Genomic DNA, 18,759 nt, shown 5'->3' on the forward strand with positions numbered 1-18,759 from the left:
AACTTAAACTAATAAAACGGAGAGGCTATGGCTTTAGAAACTTTCGGAATTTTTGGGTTAGAAGTATGTTATCTTGGCATCTTGTATGTTGATTTAGCATAAAGGGTAACGAAGAGCCTAAATTAATAACTTCATTGATAATTTGGTGTAAATATACTGGTTCAGGATTAACGGAAAGTTTGCCCGCTTCTATTTTAGCAATACTGAGAATATCATCAATAATTTCCAAAAGATGTACGGCTGAATTATCCGCTTGTTGCAGATATTCTTTTTCCTCCTCCTCACTATTACAAAATCCATCCATAACGCAACGAATTGAGCCAATAATACCATTGAGAGGGGTGCGTAATTCGTGGGAAGTATTCGCCAAAAATTGGTTTTTTAATTGATTAGCATTTTCCGCTTCTTGCCAACTCTTAACTATTTCCTCTCCCCAAAGACGTAAACGTTCGAGCATTTCCTCTAGGGCCGACGCTAACTGATTAATTTCTCGAATATTAAAGTTTTGTGGTGTAATCTTTTCGGAGGGAATTTTCTGAATATTTAAGGCATAATCTCGCAGTTTTTCTAAAGGTATAGCTAAATCCCTAGCAATGAGTACAATAACTACTAAATAAGCTAATAATAAACCAGAAATTAGATAAAAAATTGCCTCCCAAATTTGTTGTAGAGGAGCCAGAGCTTGGGAGAGGGGACTAATGGCTAAAACTATCCATTTTTGGGATGATTCTCCCGTAACTGGACTGGGAAGGGAGCTATAACCAGCGACTAATTCTTTGCCATCTTTCTCGAAAGAAAATAAATGCAAGAAATTTTGTTTTCCTCGGATAGCATTATTGATAATACTATTTAAGCGTTCAGCATCAGCTTCTTGACTGATATGGCTACCAATGCGATCAAAATAGGGATGAGCGAGAATAATGCCATTTTCAGAAATAACCACGGGATAACCTGACAAAGAACCGGGTAAAACCTTCTCACGGTAAAGTAGAGAAGTTTGCAGAATCAGACTAGATTGTAATTGTCCTTGATTATCGTAGATGGGAACAGCAAAAACTAATTCTAATTGACGATTATTATTGGGAGATTTTCTTAAAAGTTGTCGAGGTAAACTTCTAATTAAAATATTTTCCATATTTCCAGCAAAGCTAGTCCGTTTTTTTGTCCATTTTTCCAGAGGCAAAACTTTGATAGTTTCTGGGTCACAGGCTCGATTTAATAAAGATTTCTTGGTCTTAATATCAATTAACTCCAGACAGTTAATCTGATTAGGAAGCTGGTCGGTGAATTCTTGTAAAAAAGTTTCTTTTTCGGCTAAGGTTCCCTGTTTTAAAACCAGACTCTCACCCGCAGTGATTAGATTGGCCCGCAAAAATTGAATTGATTGCTCAATATTGTCTGCTTTTCTGATGGCACTTTCGGTGAGATTTTGACGGGCCGTTTCCAAAAAAGCCGATCGCGCCTTACGATAGGTGACATAAACTCCCATCAGTAGTACAGGTACACTGACTAGGAGTAAGCGAGAGAGCAGAATACGACGAAAGGAGGATTGACCGATAGACATGGGCGAAAATTGCTTTGATTCTTGCTATCAAACTCCAGACTATACTAGCCTATTCACCAATCAGACTGGGTGATATCCCCGAGCATTTGCCATGAATCGTCCTCACACCACCGTTATTTTAGCCATGAGTGCCGATGGTAAAATTGCCGACGCCTACCAGTCAGCGGCCAGATTTGCCTCTGCTACCGATAAAATGCGTCTAGAACAACATTTATCGCGCATGGATGCCGCTTTATTCGGTGCTAACACCCTGCGCGCTTATCACACCAGTCTTCCTATCCGTCATGGCGATTTTCTCGCATACCGTCAACAACGGGGATTATCTCCGCAGCCGATACAGATCGTTTGTTCTTATTCAGGACAGCTTGATCCCCAGATGAAATTTTTTCAGCAGCCTTTCCCGCGCTGGTTAATCACGGCAGCGGAAAAAGTGGCGGCATGGGAAAATCGGGGTTTATTTGAGCTTGTCTTAGTCTGCGGCGATTGGAAGGCTATTTTTAGTCAATTTACCGCCCTAGGTATCAAAAAACTGGCGATTCTGGGAGGAGGTGAATTAATTGCCTCTCTTTTAGCTGAAGATTTAATCGATGAAATCTACCTAACCATTTGTCCGTTGCTGTTAGGAGGCAATAAAGCGGCAACTCCCCTGGGAGGAACTGGATTTCTGGCAGATTCTGCCAGAAAATTACGACTTTTGAGCGTGGAAACCGTGGAAGCAGAAATTTTCCTACATTATTCCCTTGAACGAGATTCCCACAAATCTCAAAACTAGATTACCTTAAATAAAAAGGTTGACTTATCTTGTCCCATGGTAGAACAGCTTAAACCTCAATATTCTGTCGCTTGGATTGATAAAATGAGTGAGATTCCCCAACAAAAATGGGATGCTCTCGCTCAACCCCTAACTACTCCCTTTCTAGAGTGGGAATGGTTACATAATATCGAAACTTCTGGCAGTGCCACGGGACGCACCGGGTGGCAACCGGCTCATCTCACAGTTTGGCGCGGTGCTGAGTTAATTGCCGCCGCTCCTTTGTATATTAAAAGTCATAGTTACGGTGAATTTGTCTTTGACCACCAATGGGCAGATCTTTCCCATCGTTTGGGGATTAGATACTATCCGAAACTGTTAGGAATGACCCCTTTTACTCCGGCGGTGGGTTATCGTTTTTTAATTGCTCCGGGGGAAAATGAACTGGAGATTACGGCTTTAATGATAGCGGCAATTGATCATTTTTGCGATCAAAATAATCTGTCGGGTTGTCATTTTCTTTTTGTGGATCCCCAATGGCGAATTTTAATGGAGAATTTTGGCTTTACTCCCTGGTTACATCATAGTTATATCTGGAATAACAAAGGGTTTCAAAGTTTTGAAGATTATCTGACGGTTTTTAATGCTAATCAACGCCGCAATATTAAACGGGAACGGAAAGCGGTGACTAATGCGGGGTTAATTATTAAAACTCTGGCTGCCGAAGAAATTCCCCATCATTTGTTCCCGTTAATTTATCGGTTTTATAGCAGTACCTGTGATAAATTTTACTGGGGAAGTAAATACCTGACACAGAAATTTTTTGAACAATTATATCCGAATTATCGTCAGCGAGTGGTTTTGATTACTGCCTACCAAAATGAAAAGGATACTAAACCCGTGGGTTTATCTTTTTGTATTCGCAAAGATACTAATCTTTATGGTCGTTACTGGGGCAGTTTTCAGGAGTACGACTGTTTACATTTTGAAGCTTGTTACTATCAACCGATCGATTGGGCAATTAGTCAAGGTATTACCATGTTTGACCCTGGAGCGGGAGGACAACACAAAAAAAGACGGGGGTTTCCCGCTACTGCTAATCATAGTTTGCACCGTTTTTATCATGGCAAAATGACTCAAATTCTCCGCAATTATATCCAAGAAATTAATCAAATGGAACAGGAAGAAATCGAGGCAATCAATCAAGATTTACCCTTTTCTAAGAGAGAAATTGAGTTGAACGAGTAATTTAGATAGGGTTTGTCCCTATTAGTGCAATCAACTATGAATACGAGGTTCCGGGTGCAGAGTAGTGAGAATTTCACTTTCGATCGCCGCTAGGGTTTCTAAGCGTTGCTCGATCACTGTACGTTCAAAATAATCCGCTGCTAATAGCCAATAAATACCATAATGACGCGCTTCGGAAGCCATTAAACCGCGATAAAATTGAGCTAATTGAGGATCGGGACAATACTCTCCCAATAAACCCAATCTTTCGTGGGAACGCGCCTCGATTAAAGCTGATATTAACAGCGAATCCAAAAGGCGATCGGGTTCTTGGTGACGAATCTGCGCCTTTAATTTAGCACCATAAGGGGGAGAATTTAAGGGAGCGAGGGGAATTCCCCATTTATCTAACCATTGATTTACCTGTTCAAAATGTTCTAATTCCTCTTGTGCGATCGCTGTTAATTTCCGCACGAGGGAAGCGTAGGAAGGATAACGAAACATGAGATTTAAGGCCACTCCTGCCGCTTTTCGCTCACAATGGGAATGATCGAGCAGAATAATCTCTAAATTATTAATTGCCTGTTCTATCCAATCCTCAGAGGTGGCACTGACTAATAAATTAATCTTTCCCATCGTCGCTGATTCCAATTTGCTGCCTCTTTCACCCTAACCCAAAAAGTCAAATATTTGCCGAAAAAAGCAGACTTTGCCATTCTAAAAGTACAGGAATCGGGATGTTAAGATGACGGGGAGCCTCTAGGGGTAGGGAAAGTTCGATCGCTTCAGTAACGGGTAGCTGCGGTAAGATATCCTGCATCTCGTATTGACCGACGTTAGCTGCTGGTGATTTTTCGGCAAAAGCATCCTTAGCCGCTAAAATTTCGCCTTTAGCTGTCGTTATCGTCAATCTTTCTCCATGGAGAAACTCAATCCCTTCAGGAAATCCCACCAAGCGCAAACTAATTTCTAGGGTTTCCCCATCCTTAATTCGTTTGAACAACACCACCTGCCAAGGACTACCTGTATCATCGCGCAAACTATGACGGGATTGATACAACAGCTGCCCTGGCCCCTCTAGCTGTTGTCGAGTTAGAGCTAGTGCAGACAAGGAAACATCAATCTCAAAGCTGATAAACAGCAAAAAACTCACGAGAACACAAAATAATAATAGAAATCGTTTCATAACTTTATTGACATAATAGATAAAATATGAGATCAACTTTGCACCCTTAGCCAAGCTAAGGCAATTGTATCGCCATATAGTTATACTAGCATACTGTTTAAAAGGGATAGGAGAGTGGGCAGCACCAAAGCTAGGTCGAGGAAGTTTGAGCATTTGTACTAAAATTTCCCATATGCAGTTTAAATGCAGTACAGCTGATCAAAAACTAAGGACACGGCTTCTGTGATAGCCTAGATGATTGGTGAAGCATAAACACGGCCAATCAATCAGATGGATTTTTTACTTGAAGTCGGTACAGAAGAACTACCCGCAGATTTTGTCGATAGCGCGATCGCACAATTGCAGGAAAGAGTTAGCAAGAGTTTAGAGACGGAATCTCTGGATGCGACTGCTATTCAAGTTTACGGAACCCCGCGCCGTTTGGCCGTGTTAATCACAGGATTACCGAAGGAGCAAGAAGCTCGCAGCGAGGAGATAAAAGGACCGCCAGTTAGTGCCGCCTACAAAAATGGCCAAATTACCCCCGCTGGTGAGGGTTTTGCTCGAAAACAGGGAGTTAGCACCGCTGCTTTCTCCATTCGTGCCACAGACAAAGGAGAATTTGTCTATATTGAAAAAACGATTCCGGGTCGTCCAACAGCCGAGATTTTAACTGAATTAATTCCCCAATGGATTACCCGTTTGGAAGGAAGACGTTTTATGCGTTGGGGAGATGGAGATTTAAGATTTCCCCGGCCAATTCGTTGGTTATTAACTTTAGTGGATGGGGAAGTTTTGCCCCTAGAATTAATTAATGGCTCTACCACTTTAACCAGCGATCGCTTAACTTTTGGTCATCGCATTCTACACCCGCAATCCCTAGCCATTAGTCACCCCCAAGCATATTTAACCAGTTTGCGATCAATTTTTGTGGAAGCGGATCCGCAAGTGCGTCAACAGATAATTACTGATCAGATTACCACCCTGGCTAAAAAACTCCAGGGAGTGGCAGAAATTCCCGCCGATTTATTAGCAGAAGTGACTAACTTAGTCGAATATCCCACGGCAATTGTCGGCAAATTTGACGATGAATTTCTGGAATTACCCCCGGAAGTAATTATTACCGTGATGGTGACACATCAGCGTTATTTCCCAGTGAAAACTCCCCAGGGTTTGTCACCCTATTTTATTACTATTTCCAATGGCGATCCCCAGAAATCTGAGATTATCTCCGCGGGAAATGAAAGGGTTATCCGCGCACGGTTAGCTGATGCCAGATTTTTCTATACTGCCGATTGTGATGAACCCTTAGATAGTTTTCTTCCCCAACTGGAAACCGTCACTTTCCAAGAAGAATTGGGAACCATGCGCGATAAAGTCGATCGGATTATGGAAATTGCCCAGATGATTGTCGAACAGTTAAATCTCGATGAACAAAGTCGCAGTGATATAGAGTCCACTGCCATGCTTTGTAAAGCGGATTTAGTTACCCAAATGGTCTATGAATTTCCAGAATTACAGGGAGTAATGGCCGAAAAATATGCTTTAATTAGTGGTGAATCGGCTATAGTTGCCCGGGGCATTTTTGAACATTATCTGCCTCGCAATGCCGGGGATTTACTCCCGGAAACAATCACTGGTCAAGTGGTGGGAATTGCTGATCGCTTGGATACTTTAGTCGGTATTTTTGGACTGGGAATGCTGCCCACTGGTTCCTCAGATCCCTTCGCTCTCCGTCGGGCTGCCAATGCAATAATTAGTATTATCTGGTCAGCCAATTTTAATATCAATCTTTTGGCATTAATTGAGCAGATAGCTAAGGATTTTGTTACCTGTCATCCCGATAAACCCAACCCTGCAAATCTGATTAAAGATTTCTTTTTACAACGTCTGCAAACTCTCTTAATTGATGATTTGAGGATAGATTATGATCTCGTTAATGCAGTTTTAGGGGAAAACGATCCAGAGTATAAGTCTCGCGCTTTAGAAAATTTATTAGATACCCGTGAACGCGCTCGCTTTTTATGCCAAATTCGTCAGGATGGTCAGTTAGCCAACATCTATGAAACCGTCAATCGCTCGACCCGTTTGGCACAAAAAGGAGATTTAGATACAACTACCCTAGAAACCAAGGGAATCATCAATAGGGAGTTATTTGAACAATCCTCCGAACAAGCATTTTATGACGCTTTAATTGCCCTAATTCCCGAAACTATTAGCGCAAGAGAGCAAAGAGATTATCAGCGTCTTGTCACTGCTTTAACGGCAATTTCTCCCCTGGTGGCTGACTTTTTTGATGGCGAAAATAGTGTATTAGTCATGGCAGAAAAAGAATCCGTCCGTCGCAATCGTTTAAATCTGTTGGGTTTACTGCGAAATCACGCCCGAGTCTTAGCAGATTTTGGGGCAATTGTCAAGGGATAATTCAGTTATCAGTTATCAGTTATCAGTTATCAGTTATCAGTTATCAGTTATCAGTTATCAGTTATCAGTTATCAGTTATCAGTTATCAGTTATCAGTTATCAGTTATCAGTTATCACAGTGAGCAGTTGTCAATAGACTACCTTTATTGATTCTCCCCATCACCCCATCACCCCATTTCCCCATCACCCCACACCCTACACCCCACACCCCACACCCTACACCCCACACCCCACACCCCCACTGAATTACTGCTCACTGATAACTGAAATGGCCGATTCCGAACTACAGCAACAAGTCCAAAGATTACATCGACTGACGGTATGGGGTCGTTGGTTATTCGTGTTGGGTTGTTGGTTAGGGATTGGTTCGGCTAGTTTATGGCTTTTACTCGATGATATAGCCTTAATACGGCAGTATTTTACTTGGACAGCCCTAAGATACGCTTTAGCTTTCAATTACTGGGCTTCTATCGGTCTAGCCTTTTGTCTTGCCATTACAGGAGCAGTGTTAGTCTGGCAAAGTCGCAACATTATTTTAGGACTTTCCCCCAGAGAAAAACTGCGCTTAGAACAACGGGTGCAGAAAATTCGGGATAAAGGGCCGAGTCATCCCCTCTGGCGCTGGATCTTAAAAAGCAGGAAAAAAGACTTACAATAATAAAGCTTTGCTGAAAGCTGAAGGCTAGAATCCCCACTAGATATAATTCTTGACGCAACAACTATTGACTTTTGAATCCACCTATGACCGTGACTCCCCAAGCTCCTCCGAAAACTCGCCGCGTGGTTTTTCCCTTCACCGCTATTGTCGGCCAGGAAGAAATGAAATTATCCCTAATGCTCAACGTCATCGACCCCAAAATTGGCGGGGTGATGATTATGGGGGATCGAGGTACGGGAAAATCGACCACAATTAGGGCTTTAGCTGACCTTTTACCAGAAATTGACGTAGTTGCTAACGATCCCTTTAATTCTGACCCCAATGATACCGATTTAATGAGCGATGAGGTGCGGCAAAAGGTGGATGAATCCATTCCCTTGACCATTGCCAAGAAAAAAGTGACGATGGTAGATCTGCCCCTCGGTGCGACGGAGGATCGGGTCTGTGGCACGATTGACATCGAAAAGGCCCTGTCAGAAGGGGTAAAAGCTTTTGAACCTGGTTTGCTGGCCAAAGCTAACCGCGGCATTCTCTATGTGGATGAAGTCAATTTACTTGACGATCACCTCGTCGATGTGCTATTGGATTCGGCCGCTAGTGGTTGGAATACGGTGGAACGGGAAGGAATTTCCATCCGTCACCCGGCCCGGTTTGTTTTGGTGGGATCGGGCAACCCAGAAGAGGGAGAATTGCGCCCACAACTGCTCGATCGCTTTGGAATGCACGCCGAGATTCACACCGTCAAAGAACCGCCTCTACGGGTCAAAATCGTGGAACAGCGTGCGGAATTTGATGGCAATCCCCTCTCGTTTTTAGAGAAATATAACTTAGAACAGGAAGAACTGCAAAGAAAGCTCGTGGAGGCCCAGAATCTTTTGCCTTCTGTGGAGCTTGATTATGATCTGCGGGTGAAAATTTCCGAGGTTTGTTCCGAGTTGGACGTGGATGGATTGCGCGGCGATATCGTTACCAATCGCGCCGCTAAAGCTCTGGCCGCTTTGGAAGGACGGACGACTGTGACGGTAGATGATATCCGTCGGGTAATTGTTCTCTGTTTACGTCACCGTTTGCGGAAAGATCCGCTAGAATCGATCGATTCTGGTTATAAAGTCTTGAAAGCTTTTAATCGCGTCTTTGGATTAGAGGAAAATTCCTAAATCTAATTCACCCTCTCTTCCCAGAGAGGGTTTTTGACTGGATTGAGAGATGAAGGCCAAAAAGGGCTAGATGTGGCCAAATAAGCTAGAATTTTATCGATCGCTGTTATTCTCTGGGGGAATGTCGATGTGGGTTGAAAGTATAACACTCGAAAACATTAAATGCTTCCAGAATCAAGAGATTAAATTTATTATTCGTAATCCCGATAATAAACGTCGTCAGGATGCTAAACCTTATCATTGGATCACTTTATTAGGAGAAAATGGAGTAGGAAAAAGCACGATTTTACAGGCTTTAGCTTTACTGCTCGCAGGACCAGAAGCAGCCAAAGAATTATTACCACGTCCGACTGGTTGGATATGTAATCCTAAAACACCGGGTAAATTAACCGCAGTGCTTCATCAGGAAGATGGGGATGCGGGAAAATTTGGTACGGATAAAACTCGAAAAACTTTTGCTTATTCCTATTTTGTTACAGGCAAGGAAAGGTTAGAGTTAGGAGGCAGTAAGGACAAACAAACCTATACAGAACCAGCATTAATCGAAGAAAATAGCAAAATTTTAAGTTGGTTGCGAGCCAATGCTTTTGCCTCCGATAATCATGGTTGGTTTGCCGTCGGTTATGGAGCTTTCCGTCGTTTGACACGAGTGAGTCAAGTGATTATTCCTAGTCTTGAACCTCCGCAACGCTCTAGCAACTTTTTCAGCCAATTTAATGAGGATACATCTTTAAGTTCTTTTGAGAGATGGATGGTGTATTTAGATTATCGAATAGCCAAAAATCCTGAAGATAGTCAAGCCAAACAAATGAAAAAAATCGGCGAAGAAGCAATTACTAAACTGTTACCCGGTAATGTAGAAATTGCTGAAGTAACTGCCGATGGCTTGATTCAGTTTCTAGTTAACGGTCAAAAAGTTCCAACCATTAGTTTATCCGATGGTTTTCGGAGTATGATTGCTTTAGCTGGGGATTTAATTTGGCGATTATTACAATCCTTCCCCAATCTAGATAACCCCACAGAGGCTTCTGGAGTCGTCTTAATCGATGAGTTAGATATTCATTTACATCCTTCTTGGCAAAGGGAAATTGCTGGATGGTTACAGGAAGTTTTTCCCAAGCTTCAATTCTTTGTCGCTACTCATAGTCCTTTAATCGCTGCCGGTGCGGGGGAAAAGTCTTTAACCCTACGAATCGATCTGGTAGAGGGTGAATTAGAGATTGTAGAAATTCCTTATTTAGAATTAGCGGCTAATGTTGATCGTACTTTAACAAGTGCTGCTTTTGGTTTGAAATCAACCTTTCCCACTGATACAGAAAATAAAATTAAGCGTTACCACCAACTAAATCGTAAAAATAAAAATCTGGCAGCAGAAGAAAAGGAAGAATATGAACAACTGTCATTATTTGTTGGAGAAGTTAAACCCTTTAGCGAAATTAGTCAACCTAATAGTTTAGAATCCCGAATTGATGCCTTACTAGAGGAGCGTTTATCTTGATTCCTGTCACCAGAATATCAGAGCCACGCGTATTAGCTAAAAATGCCGCTCGTTGGCTAGAGGCTTTAGAATCAATAAAATCAAACAACAAGGCAACTAAAGCTCAAATTAACCAAGCACAAAATAAATACAGTCATCCGCAAGTTAAAGACGCATTAGTTAAAATGTTTAATGGGAAATGCGCTTACTGTGAAAGTAAGATTACAGTGGTAACTTACGGAGCGATCAAACATTTTTATCCAAAAAGCCAGTATCCTGATCTGACTTTTACTTGGGAGAATTTACTGCTTTCTTGTGATAAATGTAATGATGCCAATCACAAAGGCACAAATTTTCCTCTCGATGATATCACGGGAAATCCTCTGTTAATAGACCCCACGGATGGAGTAAGCGATACGAATACACATCTTGAATTTGTTTGGGATGAAATGGCAAAATTGGCCAGTGTTTATGGTCGGGATCGGCGTGGTCAAATTGTTGAAGATTTGTTCGATCTCAATGGTATGCGTGGACGAAAAGAATTAATTAACTATCGTAGTCAATATATTAAAAAGTTGTTAGCATTATTACGTTACGCAAAACAAGGAGACTCGGAGGTTTTATCTGTACTGCAAGAAGCTTGTCAACCGGGAGCGGAATATTATGCTTTTGCTAGTATTTATATACTGCCTCATTTGCCTCCCTAAAATCAAGGGTAATTATTATCTACAGTCTGAAAAACAAAATTTATCGCTTATTATTCTCACCTTACTTGCTATTTATGTCTCGTCCTGTTGTTTATTTTGCCGTTACTAATCATGGTTTTGGCCATGCTGTCCGCAGTGCTTCGGTGGTAGCTAATATTATTGAACTTAATCCCGAAATTTTGCCGATCTTAGTCACCACGGCCCCGCGCTGGTTATTAGATTCCTACATATCTGGAGAATATATTCAAAGACATCGGGGGTTTGATGTGGGAGTAATCCAATCGGATAGTTTAACGATGGATAAATTAGCTACCAAAGAAAAATTAGAACAAATAATTGCTCAATCAAGGGCAATTATTGCCAGTGAAGTTAATTTTATTAAAACTAATCGTGTGGGTTTAGTTGTGGCTGATTTACCGCCTTTAGCGGCACTAATTGCCAAAAGTGCGGGGCTTCCTTGTTGGATGATCGGTAACTTCGGCTGGGATTTTATCTATCGTGATTGGGGTGAAGAATTTGCCAGTATTAGTGATTGGATTAGTCGTTGTTATAATCAATGCGATCGATTATTTAAACTGCCTTTAGCAGAAGCAATGACAGGATTTACCCATGTTACCGAGGCGGGTTTAACCGGAGGTACACCCCGCTACAGTGAAGAACAATTGCGACAGGAATTTAAGCTAAATGCCCCTAAAGAAAAAACTATTTTATTGAGTTTTGGGGGGTTAGGATTAGAAGCAATTCCCTATAATAACCTCGCCAATTTTCCCGATTGGCAATTTATCACTTTTGAAAAAAACGCGCCCGAATTGCCCAATTTAGTCCGCCTACAGGATAAACCAGAGCGGAGCTATCGTCCCGTGGATTTTATGCCCCTGTGCGATCGAATTATTTCCAAACCGGGATATAGTACCTTTGCCGAGGCTTTAAAATTAGAGGTGCCGATTGTTTCCCTCACTCGAGAAGGTTTCGCCGAATCAGCGATTTTATTGGCCGGAATTCAAGATTATAGTGATCATCAAATTATTAGCAGTAAAGAATTTTTTCAAGGTAATTGGGACTTTTTACGCCAAGCCCCCCAACCGCCCAGATTAAAGGTTAAACTGCCTAAAGATGGTGCAGAATCGATAGCGAGAGCTATTGTAGAATACTTTGAGAGGCAATAACCCTCCCGGGGAAAGTTGACGGCGAACCTGAGCAGAGAACTAGGGAGACAGAAACAAGATCGGGCAGAAAGCCGATACTTGTTACAATAGTTTACAAATCACCCTGCCCCGCCACCGAACTATGTCCGAACAGATGATCTCCCCAGAGACGCAACCGAAGAGCATCGGGAAGATATTGGCCCCATGGATGACAACGTAGCCGAGAGTTGGCGCTACAATCCCCAAGTTATTAACGACTATTACCGTCGGCGACCTCTAGACGTTTTGGGGAGATTAATCGAAATTGCCCTACCGGTTTTATCTTTTCTCATCGGTATCTGGTGGGATAAACTGCGGGGAAAATCGCCGAAAAATGAAATTAGACGGGCCGTACAATTGCGGGAAATGTTGACCAAATTGGGACCCACTTATATTAAAATCGGTCAAGCTCTCTCTACCCGGCCTGATTTAGTACCGCCTTTATATTTAGAAGAATTAACCACTCTCCAGGATCAAATTCCCTCTTTTCCTAACGAAATTGCCTATCGTTTTATCGAAGAAGAATTAGGTTATTCTCCCGAAGAAATTTATGCAGAATTATCCCCCAATCCCATAGCGGCCGCTTCCCTAGGACAAGTTTACAAAGGTAAATTAAAAACCGGAGAGAGAGTCGCCGTTAAAGTACAGCGTCCCGATTTGATTCGCTGTATAACTTTAGATGTGTATATCATGCGTAGTTTGGCGACTTGGGTGAAAGGTAATATTAAAAGACTTCGCTCCGATTTAGTGGCAATTACCGACGAATTAGCCAGTCGCATTTTTGAAGAAATTAATTATCTTCACGAAGGACAAAACGCCGAAAAATTCGCTCAACTTTATGGTCACATTGCCGAAATTTACATCCCCAAAATCTACTGGAAATATACTGGGCGACGGGTTTTAACCATGGAGTGGGTGGACGGCACCAAATTAACTAATATCAAAGAAATTCAAGCCCAGGGTATTGATGCCACCCACTTAGTTAATGTGGGGGTGCAGTGTTCTTTGCGTCAATTACTTGAACACGGATTTTTCCATGCAGATCCCCATCCGGGTAATTTATTAGCGACTCCCGACGGTAAATTAGCTTATCTTGATTTCGGCATGATGAGCAATATTGAACCCTATCAACGCTACGGTTTAATCGAAGCGGTGGTGCATTTAGTCAACCGGGATTTTGAGTCTTTGGCCAAGGATTATGTTAAGTTAGACTTCCTATCACCAACCACCAATTTAGAGCCAATTGTTCCCGCTTTTTCGGAAGTTTTCGGTAATGCTTTGGGGGCGAGTGTGGCAGAATTAAACTTTAAAAGTATCACCGATAAAATGTCGGCGATGATGTATGAGTTTCCCTTTCGAGTTCCTGCCTATTATGCCCTAATTATTCGCTCGATGGTGACTTTAGAGGGAATAGCAATTGGCATCGATCCTAATTTTAAGGTACTTAGTAAAGCCTATCCTTACATTGCTAAACGTCTGCTCACCGATCCTTCCACGGAGTTGCGAGATTCCCTGCGGGATTTATTGTTTAAAGACGGTACTTTTCGCTGGAATCGTTTAGAAAATCTCTTGCGTAATGCTAAAGATTCTAATGATTTTAACTTCGAGAAAGTCACCGAACAAGCGTTAGATTTTCTCCTTTCAGATAGGGGTATATTTATCCGCGAAAAATTAGTGAATGAGTTAGTCAATGCGCTAGATAACTTCGGTCGTCGCACTTGGTTTAATCTCACGGTTAATTTCCGGCAACAGGTGGGTTTAGCGGTGCAAGAAACTCCCCCAGAATTGTTGGGTGATGCTAAGAGTTTTGAGCATCTTCGCAACATCTTTAGTATTTTACAGGAAACGAAAGGATTCGATGCCATGGCTATGGTGCCAGTGATGACTAAACTAATCGCTAAACCGGAAACCCAACAGATGGGACAAAAAATTGCTGAAGGTTTGCTACAAAAATCCCTAGCGCGTTTAATTCGTTACCTAGTTCTCGAATTTGATAGACCAAATCATCAGCAAAATGGAGAATTATCGAAAGCTTTACCCGCTGCCGATTAACCTCTGTCAGTTCCACCGACTGCTCAAAATCTGAGCATTTCCGACAATAAAGGCCGTGAAATAAATTTCACGGCTACGAGAAAAACGCTAAACTGTTTTTAAAGTTTTTTTATCCTAACTGGTTAACGGGGTTTAAAGGTGACTTGTAAACCGTCGCGAGGATGGGGAGTGGGGATAGTGGTGAGGGTGAGATCTTGATTAGGGAGTAATTGCCAATCGTATTTTTCTACTAAACGGACGGCTAAAATTTTCATCTCTAAACGAGCGAATTCCTTGCCGATACATTCGCGCAATCCCGCACCAAAGGGGATATATCCGTAGGGTTTTTCTTCGGCTAAAAAGCGATCGGGATCGAAGGTTTCAGGACGAGAATAAATATTATTATCTTTATGGGTATTGGTGATTTGATACTGCACTACCCATCCTTTCGGCAAATGATAACCGTTAAATTGACAGTCTTCTACTACCCGACGGAATCCTCCTCCCACGGGGGGAGTAAAACGTAAAACTTCTTTTAAAACGCGATCTAAATAGGTCATCTGTTTGAGGGTATCAACGCTTAAAGGAGTAGATAGATCAAAATTAGTTATTTCCTCGAGGACAAGCTGAAAAATATCGGGATGCAGTGCCATTTGTAGGCAGAAAGTGGCGATAGCGGAGGTTAAAGTTTCATGACCGGCAAAGAGTAATAATAGCACTTGATCCTTTAATTCCGCTAAGGATAAACTTTCACCGTTTTCGTCTTTAGCTTGTAAAAGGATAGCCAGAGCATCCTGGCCTAAGTCATCATTTTTTTGTCTTTCTAAAATGATAGTCTCGATCGCTTGTAGTAATTCTTCTCGACAGCGTAATGCTTTGCCGAAAGCTGTCCAGGGAAGGGGAATGGGAAGGGTAAATAGTCCCGCACACCAAGTATCAAAAGCTTCTCCTAATTTGGTAGCAGAACCATCGTCAAGACCGACAAATAATTTACAGGCGATATCTAGGGTATAGTTTCTTAATTCAGGATACCATGACAGGGTTTTTGCGGTTTGCCAACGCTCTAAATAGCGAGCGGTAATTGTTTCTACCGTAGGGATATAACTTGCTAGGGACCGGGGTTGAAAAGCTTGATAGATTAAGCGACGACGGGAAGCGTGGACATCTCCTGTATGCACCGCTAAAGATGCGCTGCCGAGGAGAGTTGTGGTACTTTTAGGCCAAGTTGCCGCAAAGTATTTATTCTCGTTGCTGAGGAGAAACCGGTTAGCTTCGGCACCGGATAAAATAATCGTGGGACTGCCAAAAATATGAGTGCGGAAAAGTTGACCATATTTATGATGACGTTTGCTGGCAAAATCCCCATCGGTCAAAAAAGCGATTGTTTCTCCTAATAGGGGTAATCCGAAACTGCCGGGGGGTAGGGGTAAATCTTTGCTTATAGTCATCGCTGCCTCTAGGGTAAAACTAATCAGTTGCCGTCGATTAACCCTGTTTATTCTAACCTAAAGCACCGGAGAATTCATCCCCTAATCTAGCCTGACAATTAGCGATCGCACTTGACCAAGGCAAGTATCTAGGCAAAATTAATTACAGATCTCACCAGTCAGTTAACAATAAGAATTGCCGCCAATTGACATTTTTTAAGATCACCGCCATAATTAGGGCTTGCTCAATAAATGTGAAAACCTTGTTGGGTAAGACTTTTAGACTTTTTGGTTTCCAAAAAGTACCAGATATGGGAGTGATCGGTTGGAAAATTCCTGGACTTTTTCCCTGAAAATTAGGTAATTGACCAGATGAAAATCGCTAAAACCCTACACCCTACACCCTACACCCTACACCCTACACCCCGCCCCCACCGAAAAACTTTTTGCCGCAAACCCTAATTAGCCATTGCTAATAGTAATTCGCGGCAAACGATGCTTAAAACCGCAGAGAATTTCCCAGGATATCGTACCTAAATCCCGCGCCCAATCGTCGGCGGTGATGCACTGTGGGCCATCTTTACCGATAAGTGTGACGATTTCCCCTGTTTTTACCTCTGGAATCTCGCTCACGTCAATCATTAACTGATCCATGGTTATTGCGCCGATTTGGGGTACTAAACGTCCTCTCAGGGATACTTTTAAACGATTGGAGAGATTGCGGGGAATTCCATCAGCGTAACCGATACCGACCACAGCAATACGAGTATCTTTTGCCGCTATGTACTGATGACCATAACTCACTCCGGAGCCGGCGGCAATGGTTTTGACTTGGGCAATGCGCGCTTTTACTTGCAGGACGGGTTGCAAAGGGACTTTATCGGTGAGATGATCGGCGGGATAAAGACCGTAGAGAGCTAATCCGACTCTAACTCGATCGTAGTGCAGAGATCGATCGCTTAGGGTAGCGGCAGAGTTGGCTAAATGCAGACAGGGAGGATGATAACCTTTTGATCTTAACTCGGCGATCGCTTGTTGGAATCTTTGCCGTTGTAACTGCATCATCTCGGGATTGGGATCGTCAGCCGTGGCAAAATGGGAGTATATACTGGCAATTTTTAGGTTAGGAGCCTCTAAAACCTGTTCGACGAATTTTGTGCCGTTTTGCCATTGTGTACCTAAGCGACACATCCCCGTATCTAGTTTGATATGAACCGGCAGCCGCTGTTCTAAGCGTCTCATAACGGTGGCAAAAATTTGCACCTGTTCGATTTGCACCAGGGTGGGTTGCAATTGCCAATGGGCTAAGGCTGCCACTTCTTCCAGGGTGTTCACTGCCCCTAAAATCATAATTGGGGCAACGATTCCCGCTTCCCGTAGTTCGATACCTTCCCCGATAGTTGCGATGGCTAAAGACTGCGCTCCGGCTTCTAAAACGCTGTTAGCCACCTTAACTGCCCCGTGTCCGTAAGCATCGGCTTTAATTACCGCCATTAATTCCGTTTTTGGGGCTAATAAGGCCTTGACTTTTCGCACGTTTTGTTGTAAGGCCGAGCGATCAATCTCTACCCAAGCACGATAGCGAATTGCTTCCGACAATTGATAATCATGACGGTTTTTGGGCGGATTGATAATTTTTGGTTCGATGCTAAACACCACTCGCTCACTCCTTTGCACACATAACCCAATTTATCACAGATGTCGGGGTGAAGACCCTCGTACTGACAGGATGAAACCCCGACCAATATAAAACAGCGAAGCACGATTAAATCCTTGACAGTTTAGCCTTGCATAGCTTACCATAGTAAATATAGTCTGGTAAATAAGATGTTAAAAGCGTTTAAGTACAGAATCTATCCGACCAGTGAGCAATCAGTTTTGCTCGCCAAGTCGTTTGGCTGTGCTAGATGGTTTTACAATTACGCTCTAAACTTGACATCCGAAACTTACAAGCAAACTGGAAAAGGATTAAGCAGAGACGAAATAATTAAGCTGCTGCCTTCCTTAAAAAAAGAGCATGAGTGGTTAAGCGAAGTACCATCGCAGGTATTACAACAAGCTGCTTTAAATCTTTCTAGTGCTTTCCTTAACTTTTTTGAAGGTAGAGCTAAATATCCTAACTTCAAGAAAAAGCAAAATAGGCAGTCGATTAGATTTCCTCAACACTGTAAGTTAAAAGATGATGTTCTGGTATTGCCTAAAATTGGTGAAGTCTCTTGCCAAGTTTCACGGCAACCAGAGGGAAACTTAAAGTCTGTTACGGTTTCAGTTAATCCATCAGGAGAATATTTCGCATCTTGTCTCTATGATGATGGTCAGGATTTACCCCAAAAATCATCAGAAGGAAAAGCTGTCGGGATAGACGTTGGACTAACCCATTTTGCTATTACATCAGATGGGACTAAACACGGGAATCCTCAATACTATCGTAAGTACGAACAAAGATTAGCGAGGAGACAAAAGAAACTAAGCCGCCAGCAAAAAGGCTCTAAGAATCGAAATAAAGCTAGAGTTAAAGTTGCTAAAGTTCACTCTAAAATCGTTCGTTGTCGTGAAGATTTTCTGCACAAACTAAGTCGTAAATTAGTTGACAAAAACCAAGTCATAGTGGTAGAAAATCTGGCAGTCAGAAACCTGGTCAAAAACCCTAAACTAGCAAAATCAATTAGTGATGCTGGTTGGGGTCAATTCTGTACTATGTTAAAATACAAGGCTGAATGGGAAGGAAAAATATATATAGAAGTAGATAGATTCTTTCCTAGCTCTAAGACTTGTAGTAACTGTTTAAATCCTGTTGATAGTTTGAGTTTAGATATTCGTAGTTGGCAATGTCCTAAGTGTGGAGAAACCCACGATAGAGACATCAATGCCGCTAAGAAGTGCGATTCGTTCAGTCGAAACCTAGAAATAGGGGGATGACTGGCCTCTGTTGAGTAACCCTAACTGGGTTGAGTACGCACTTTAATCCTCAGCAGATGACAACTTCA

The 18,759-nt window shown here is 42.3% G+C and carries 15 protein-coding genes and 1 pseudogene; 11 read left to right on the forward strand and 5 right to left on the reverse strand.

The annotated features are described in order from the left end of the window. Nucleotides 1-118 precede the first annotated feature (118 nt). Nucleotides 119-1,564: pseudogene (locus tag EWV66_RS21560) on the reverse strand (histidine kinase dimerization/phospho-acceptor domain-containing protein); the annotation flags it as partial. A 91-nt stretch (nt 1,565-1,655) separates the two neighbouring features. On the opposite strand from EWV66_RS21560, the gene EWV66_RS21565 reads away from it, so the two are divergent. Together EWV66_RS21565 and EWV66_RS21570 are read left to right on the forward strand one after the other, a co-directional pair. After that, complete coding sequence (locus EWV66_RS21565) at nt 1,656-2,336, forward strand: RibD family protein (protein ID WP_072924036.1); 681 nt, start codon at nt 1,656-1,658, stop codon at nt 2,334-2,336. A gap of 36 nt (nt 2,337-2,372) precedes the next feature. Continuing rightward, on the forward strand, nt 2,373-3,563 hold the full coding sequence (locus EWV66_RS21570; RefSeq protein ID WP_287108160.1) for a GNAT family N-acetyltransferase: 1,191 nt from the start codon (nt 2,373-2,375) through the stop codon (nt 3,561-3,563). A 30-nt stretch (nt 3,564-3,593) separates the two neighbouring features. Here EWV66_RS21570 and EWV66_RS21575 read toward each other — a convergent pair whose 3' ends face one another. Together EWV66_RS21575 and EWV66_RS21580 are read right to left on the reverse strand one after the other, a co-directional pair. After that, nucleotides 3,594-4,178, reverse strand: a complete 585-nt coding sequence (locus EWV66_RS21575) for a MiaE family protein (protein WP_287108162.1) — start codon at nt 4,176-4,178, stop codon at nt 3,594-3,596. A gap of 46 nt (nt 4,179-4,224) precedes the next feature. After that, a complete protein-coding gene (locus EWV66_RS21580; RefSeq protein ID WP_044034850.1) occupies nt 4,225-4,728 on the reverse strand; it encodes a DUF3122 domain-containing protein in 504 nt (167 codons plus the stop codon). Nucleotides 4,729-4,998: 270 nt separating this feature from the next. Here EWV66_RS21580 and glyS point away from each other — a divergent pair, with 270 nt between their 5' ends. From glyS to EWV66_RS21620, 8 genes are all read left to right on the forward strand, one after another. Continuing rightward, nucleotides 4,999-7,131 carry a glycine--tRNA ligase subunit beta gene (glyS, locus tag EWV66_RS21585; RefSeq protein ID WP_052276922.1) on the forward strand — a complete coding sequence of 711 codons (2,133 nt, stop codon included), beginning with the start codon at nt 4,999-5,001 and terminating at the stop codon, nt 7,129-7,131. Beyond that, nucleotides 7,118-7,267, forward strand: coding sequence for a hypothetical protein (locus tag EWV66_RS21590; protein WP_287116039.1), 150 nt, complete (start codon nt 7,118-7,120; stop codon nt 7,265-7,267). The genes glyS and EWV66_RS21590 overlap by 14 nt, the downstream gene beginning before the upstream one ends. Nucleotides 7,268-7,399: 132 nt before the next feature. Beyond that, nucleotides 7,400-7,789 carry a hypothetical protein gene (locus EWV66_RS21595; protein ID WP_052276921.1) on the forward strand — a complete coding sequence of 130 codons (390 nt, stop codon included), beginning with the start codon at nt 7,400-7,402 and terminating at the stop codon, nt 7,787-7,789. Nucleotides 7,790-7,872: 83 nt separating this feature from the next. Further along, nucleotides 7,873-8,946, forward strand: a complete 1,074-nt coding sequence (gene bchI, locus EWV66_RS21600; RefSeq protein ID WP_052276920.1) for a magnesium chelatase ATPase subunit I — start codon at nt 7,873-7,875, stop codon at nt 8,944-8,946. A 127-nt stretch (nt 8,947-9,073) separates the two neighbouring features. Continuing rightward, nucleotides 9,074-10,444 (forward strand): AAA family ATPase, encoded by a 1,371-nt coding sequence (locus EWV66_RS21605; RefSeq protein WP_052276919.1) that lies wholly within the window; start codon nt 9,074-9,076, stop codon nt 10,442-10,444. After that, nucleotides 10,441-11,130, forward strand: a complete 690-nt coding sequence (locus EWV66_RS21610) for an HNH endonuclease (protein ID WP_052276918.1) — start codon at nt 10,441-10,443, stop codon at nt 11,128-11,130. Before EWV66_RS21605 ends, EWV66_RS21610 begins: the two co-directional genes overlap by 4 nt. A gap of 74 nt (nt 11,131-11,204) precedes the next feature. Next, entirely contained in the window at nt 11,205-12,296 is a 1,092-nt protein-coding gene (locus EWV66_RS21615; RefSeq protein ID WP_287108167.1) for a glycosyltransferase family protein, read from the forward strand. A gap of 183 nt (nt 12,297-12,479) precedes the next feature. Further along, complete coding sequence (locus EWV66_RS21620) at nt 12,480-14,366, forward strand: ABC1 kinase family protein (RefSeq protein WP_287108169.1); 1,887 nt, start codon at nt 12,480-12,482, stop codon at nt 14,364-14,366. 122 nt (nt 14,367-14,488) lie between these two features. Here the strand turns inward: EWV66_RS21620 and EWV66_RS21625 are convergent, their stop codons facing one another. Further along, on the reverse strand, nt 14,489-15,793 hold the full coding sequence (locus EWV66_RS21625; protein WP_002760161.1) for a cytochrome P450: 1,305 nt from the start codon (nt 15,791-15,793) through the stop codon (nt 14,489-14,491). A 441-nt stretch (nt 15,794-16,234) separates the two neighbouring features. After that, entirely contained in the window at nt 16,235-17,431 is a 1,197-nt protein-coding gene (gene alr / locus EWV66_RS21630; RefSeq protein WP_002760163.1) for an alanine racemase, read from the reverse strand. Nucleotides 17,432-17,599: 168 nt separating this feature from the next. Between alr and EWV66_RS21635 the strand changes: the two genes are divergently transcribed. Next, the gene (locus tag EWV66_RS21635; protein ID WP_287108171.1) at nt 17,600-18,691 is read left to right on the forward strand and encodes an RNA-guided endonuclease InsQ/TnpB family protein; all 1,092 of its coding nucleotides are present in this window, start codon (nt 17,600-17,602) and stop codon (nt 18,689-18,691) included. Nucleotides 18,692-18,759 lie beyond the last annotated feature (68 nt).

Source organism: Microcystis sp. M_OC_Ca_00000000_C217Col, from assembly GCF_007095585.1.
GTDB classification, from domain to species: Bacteria; Cyanobacteriota; Cyanobacteriia; order Cyanobacteriales; family Microcystaceae; genus Microcystis; species Microcystis panniformis.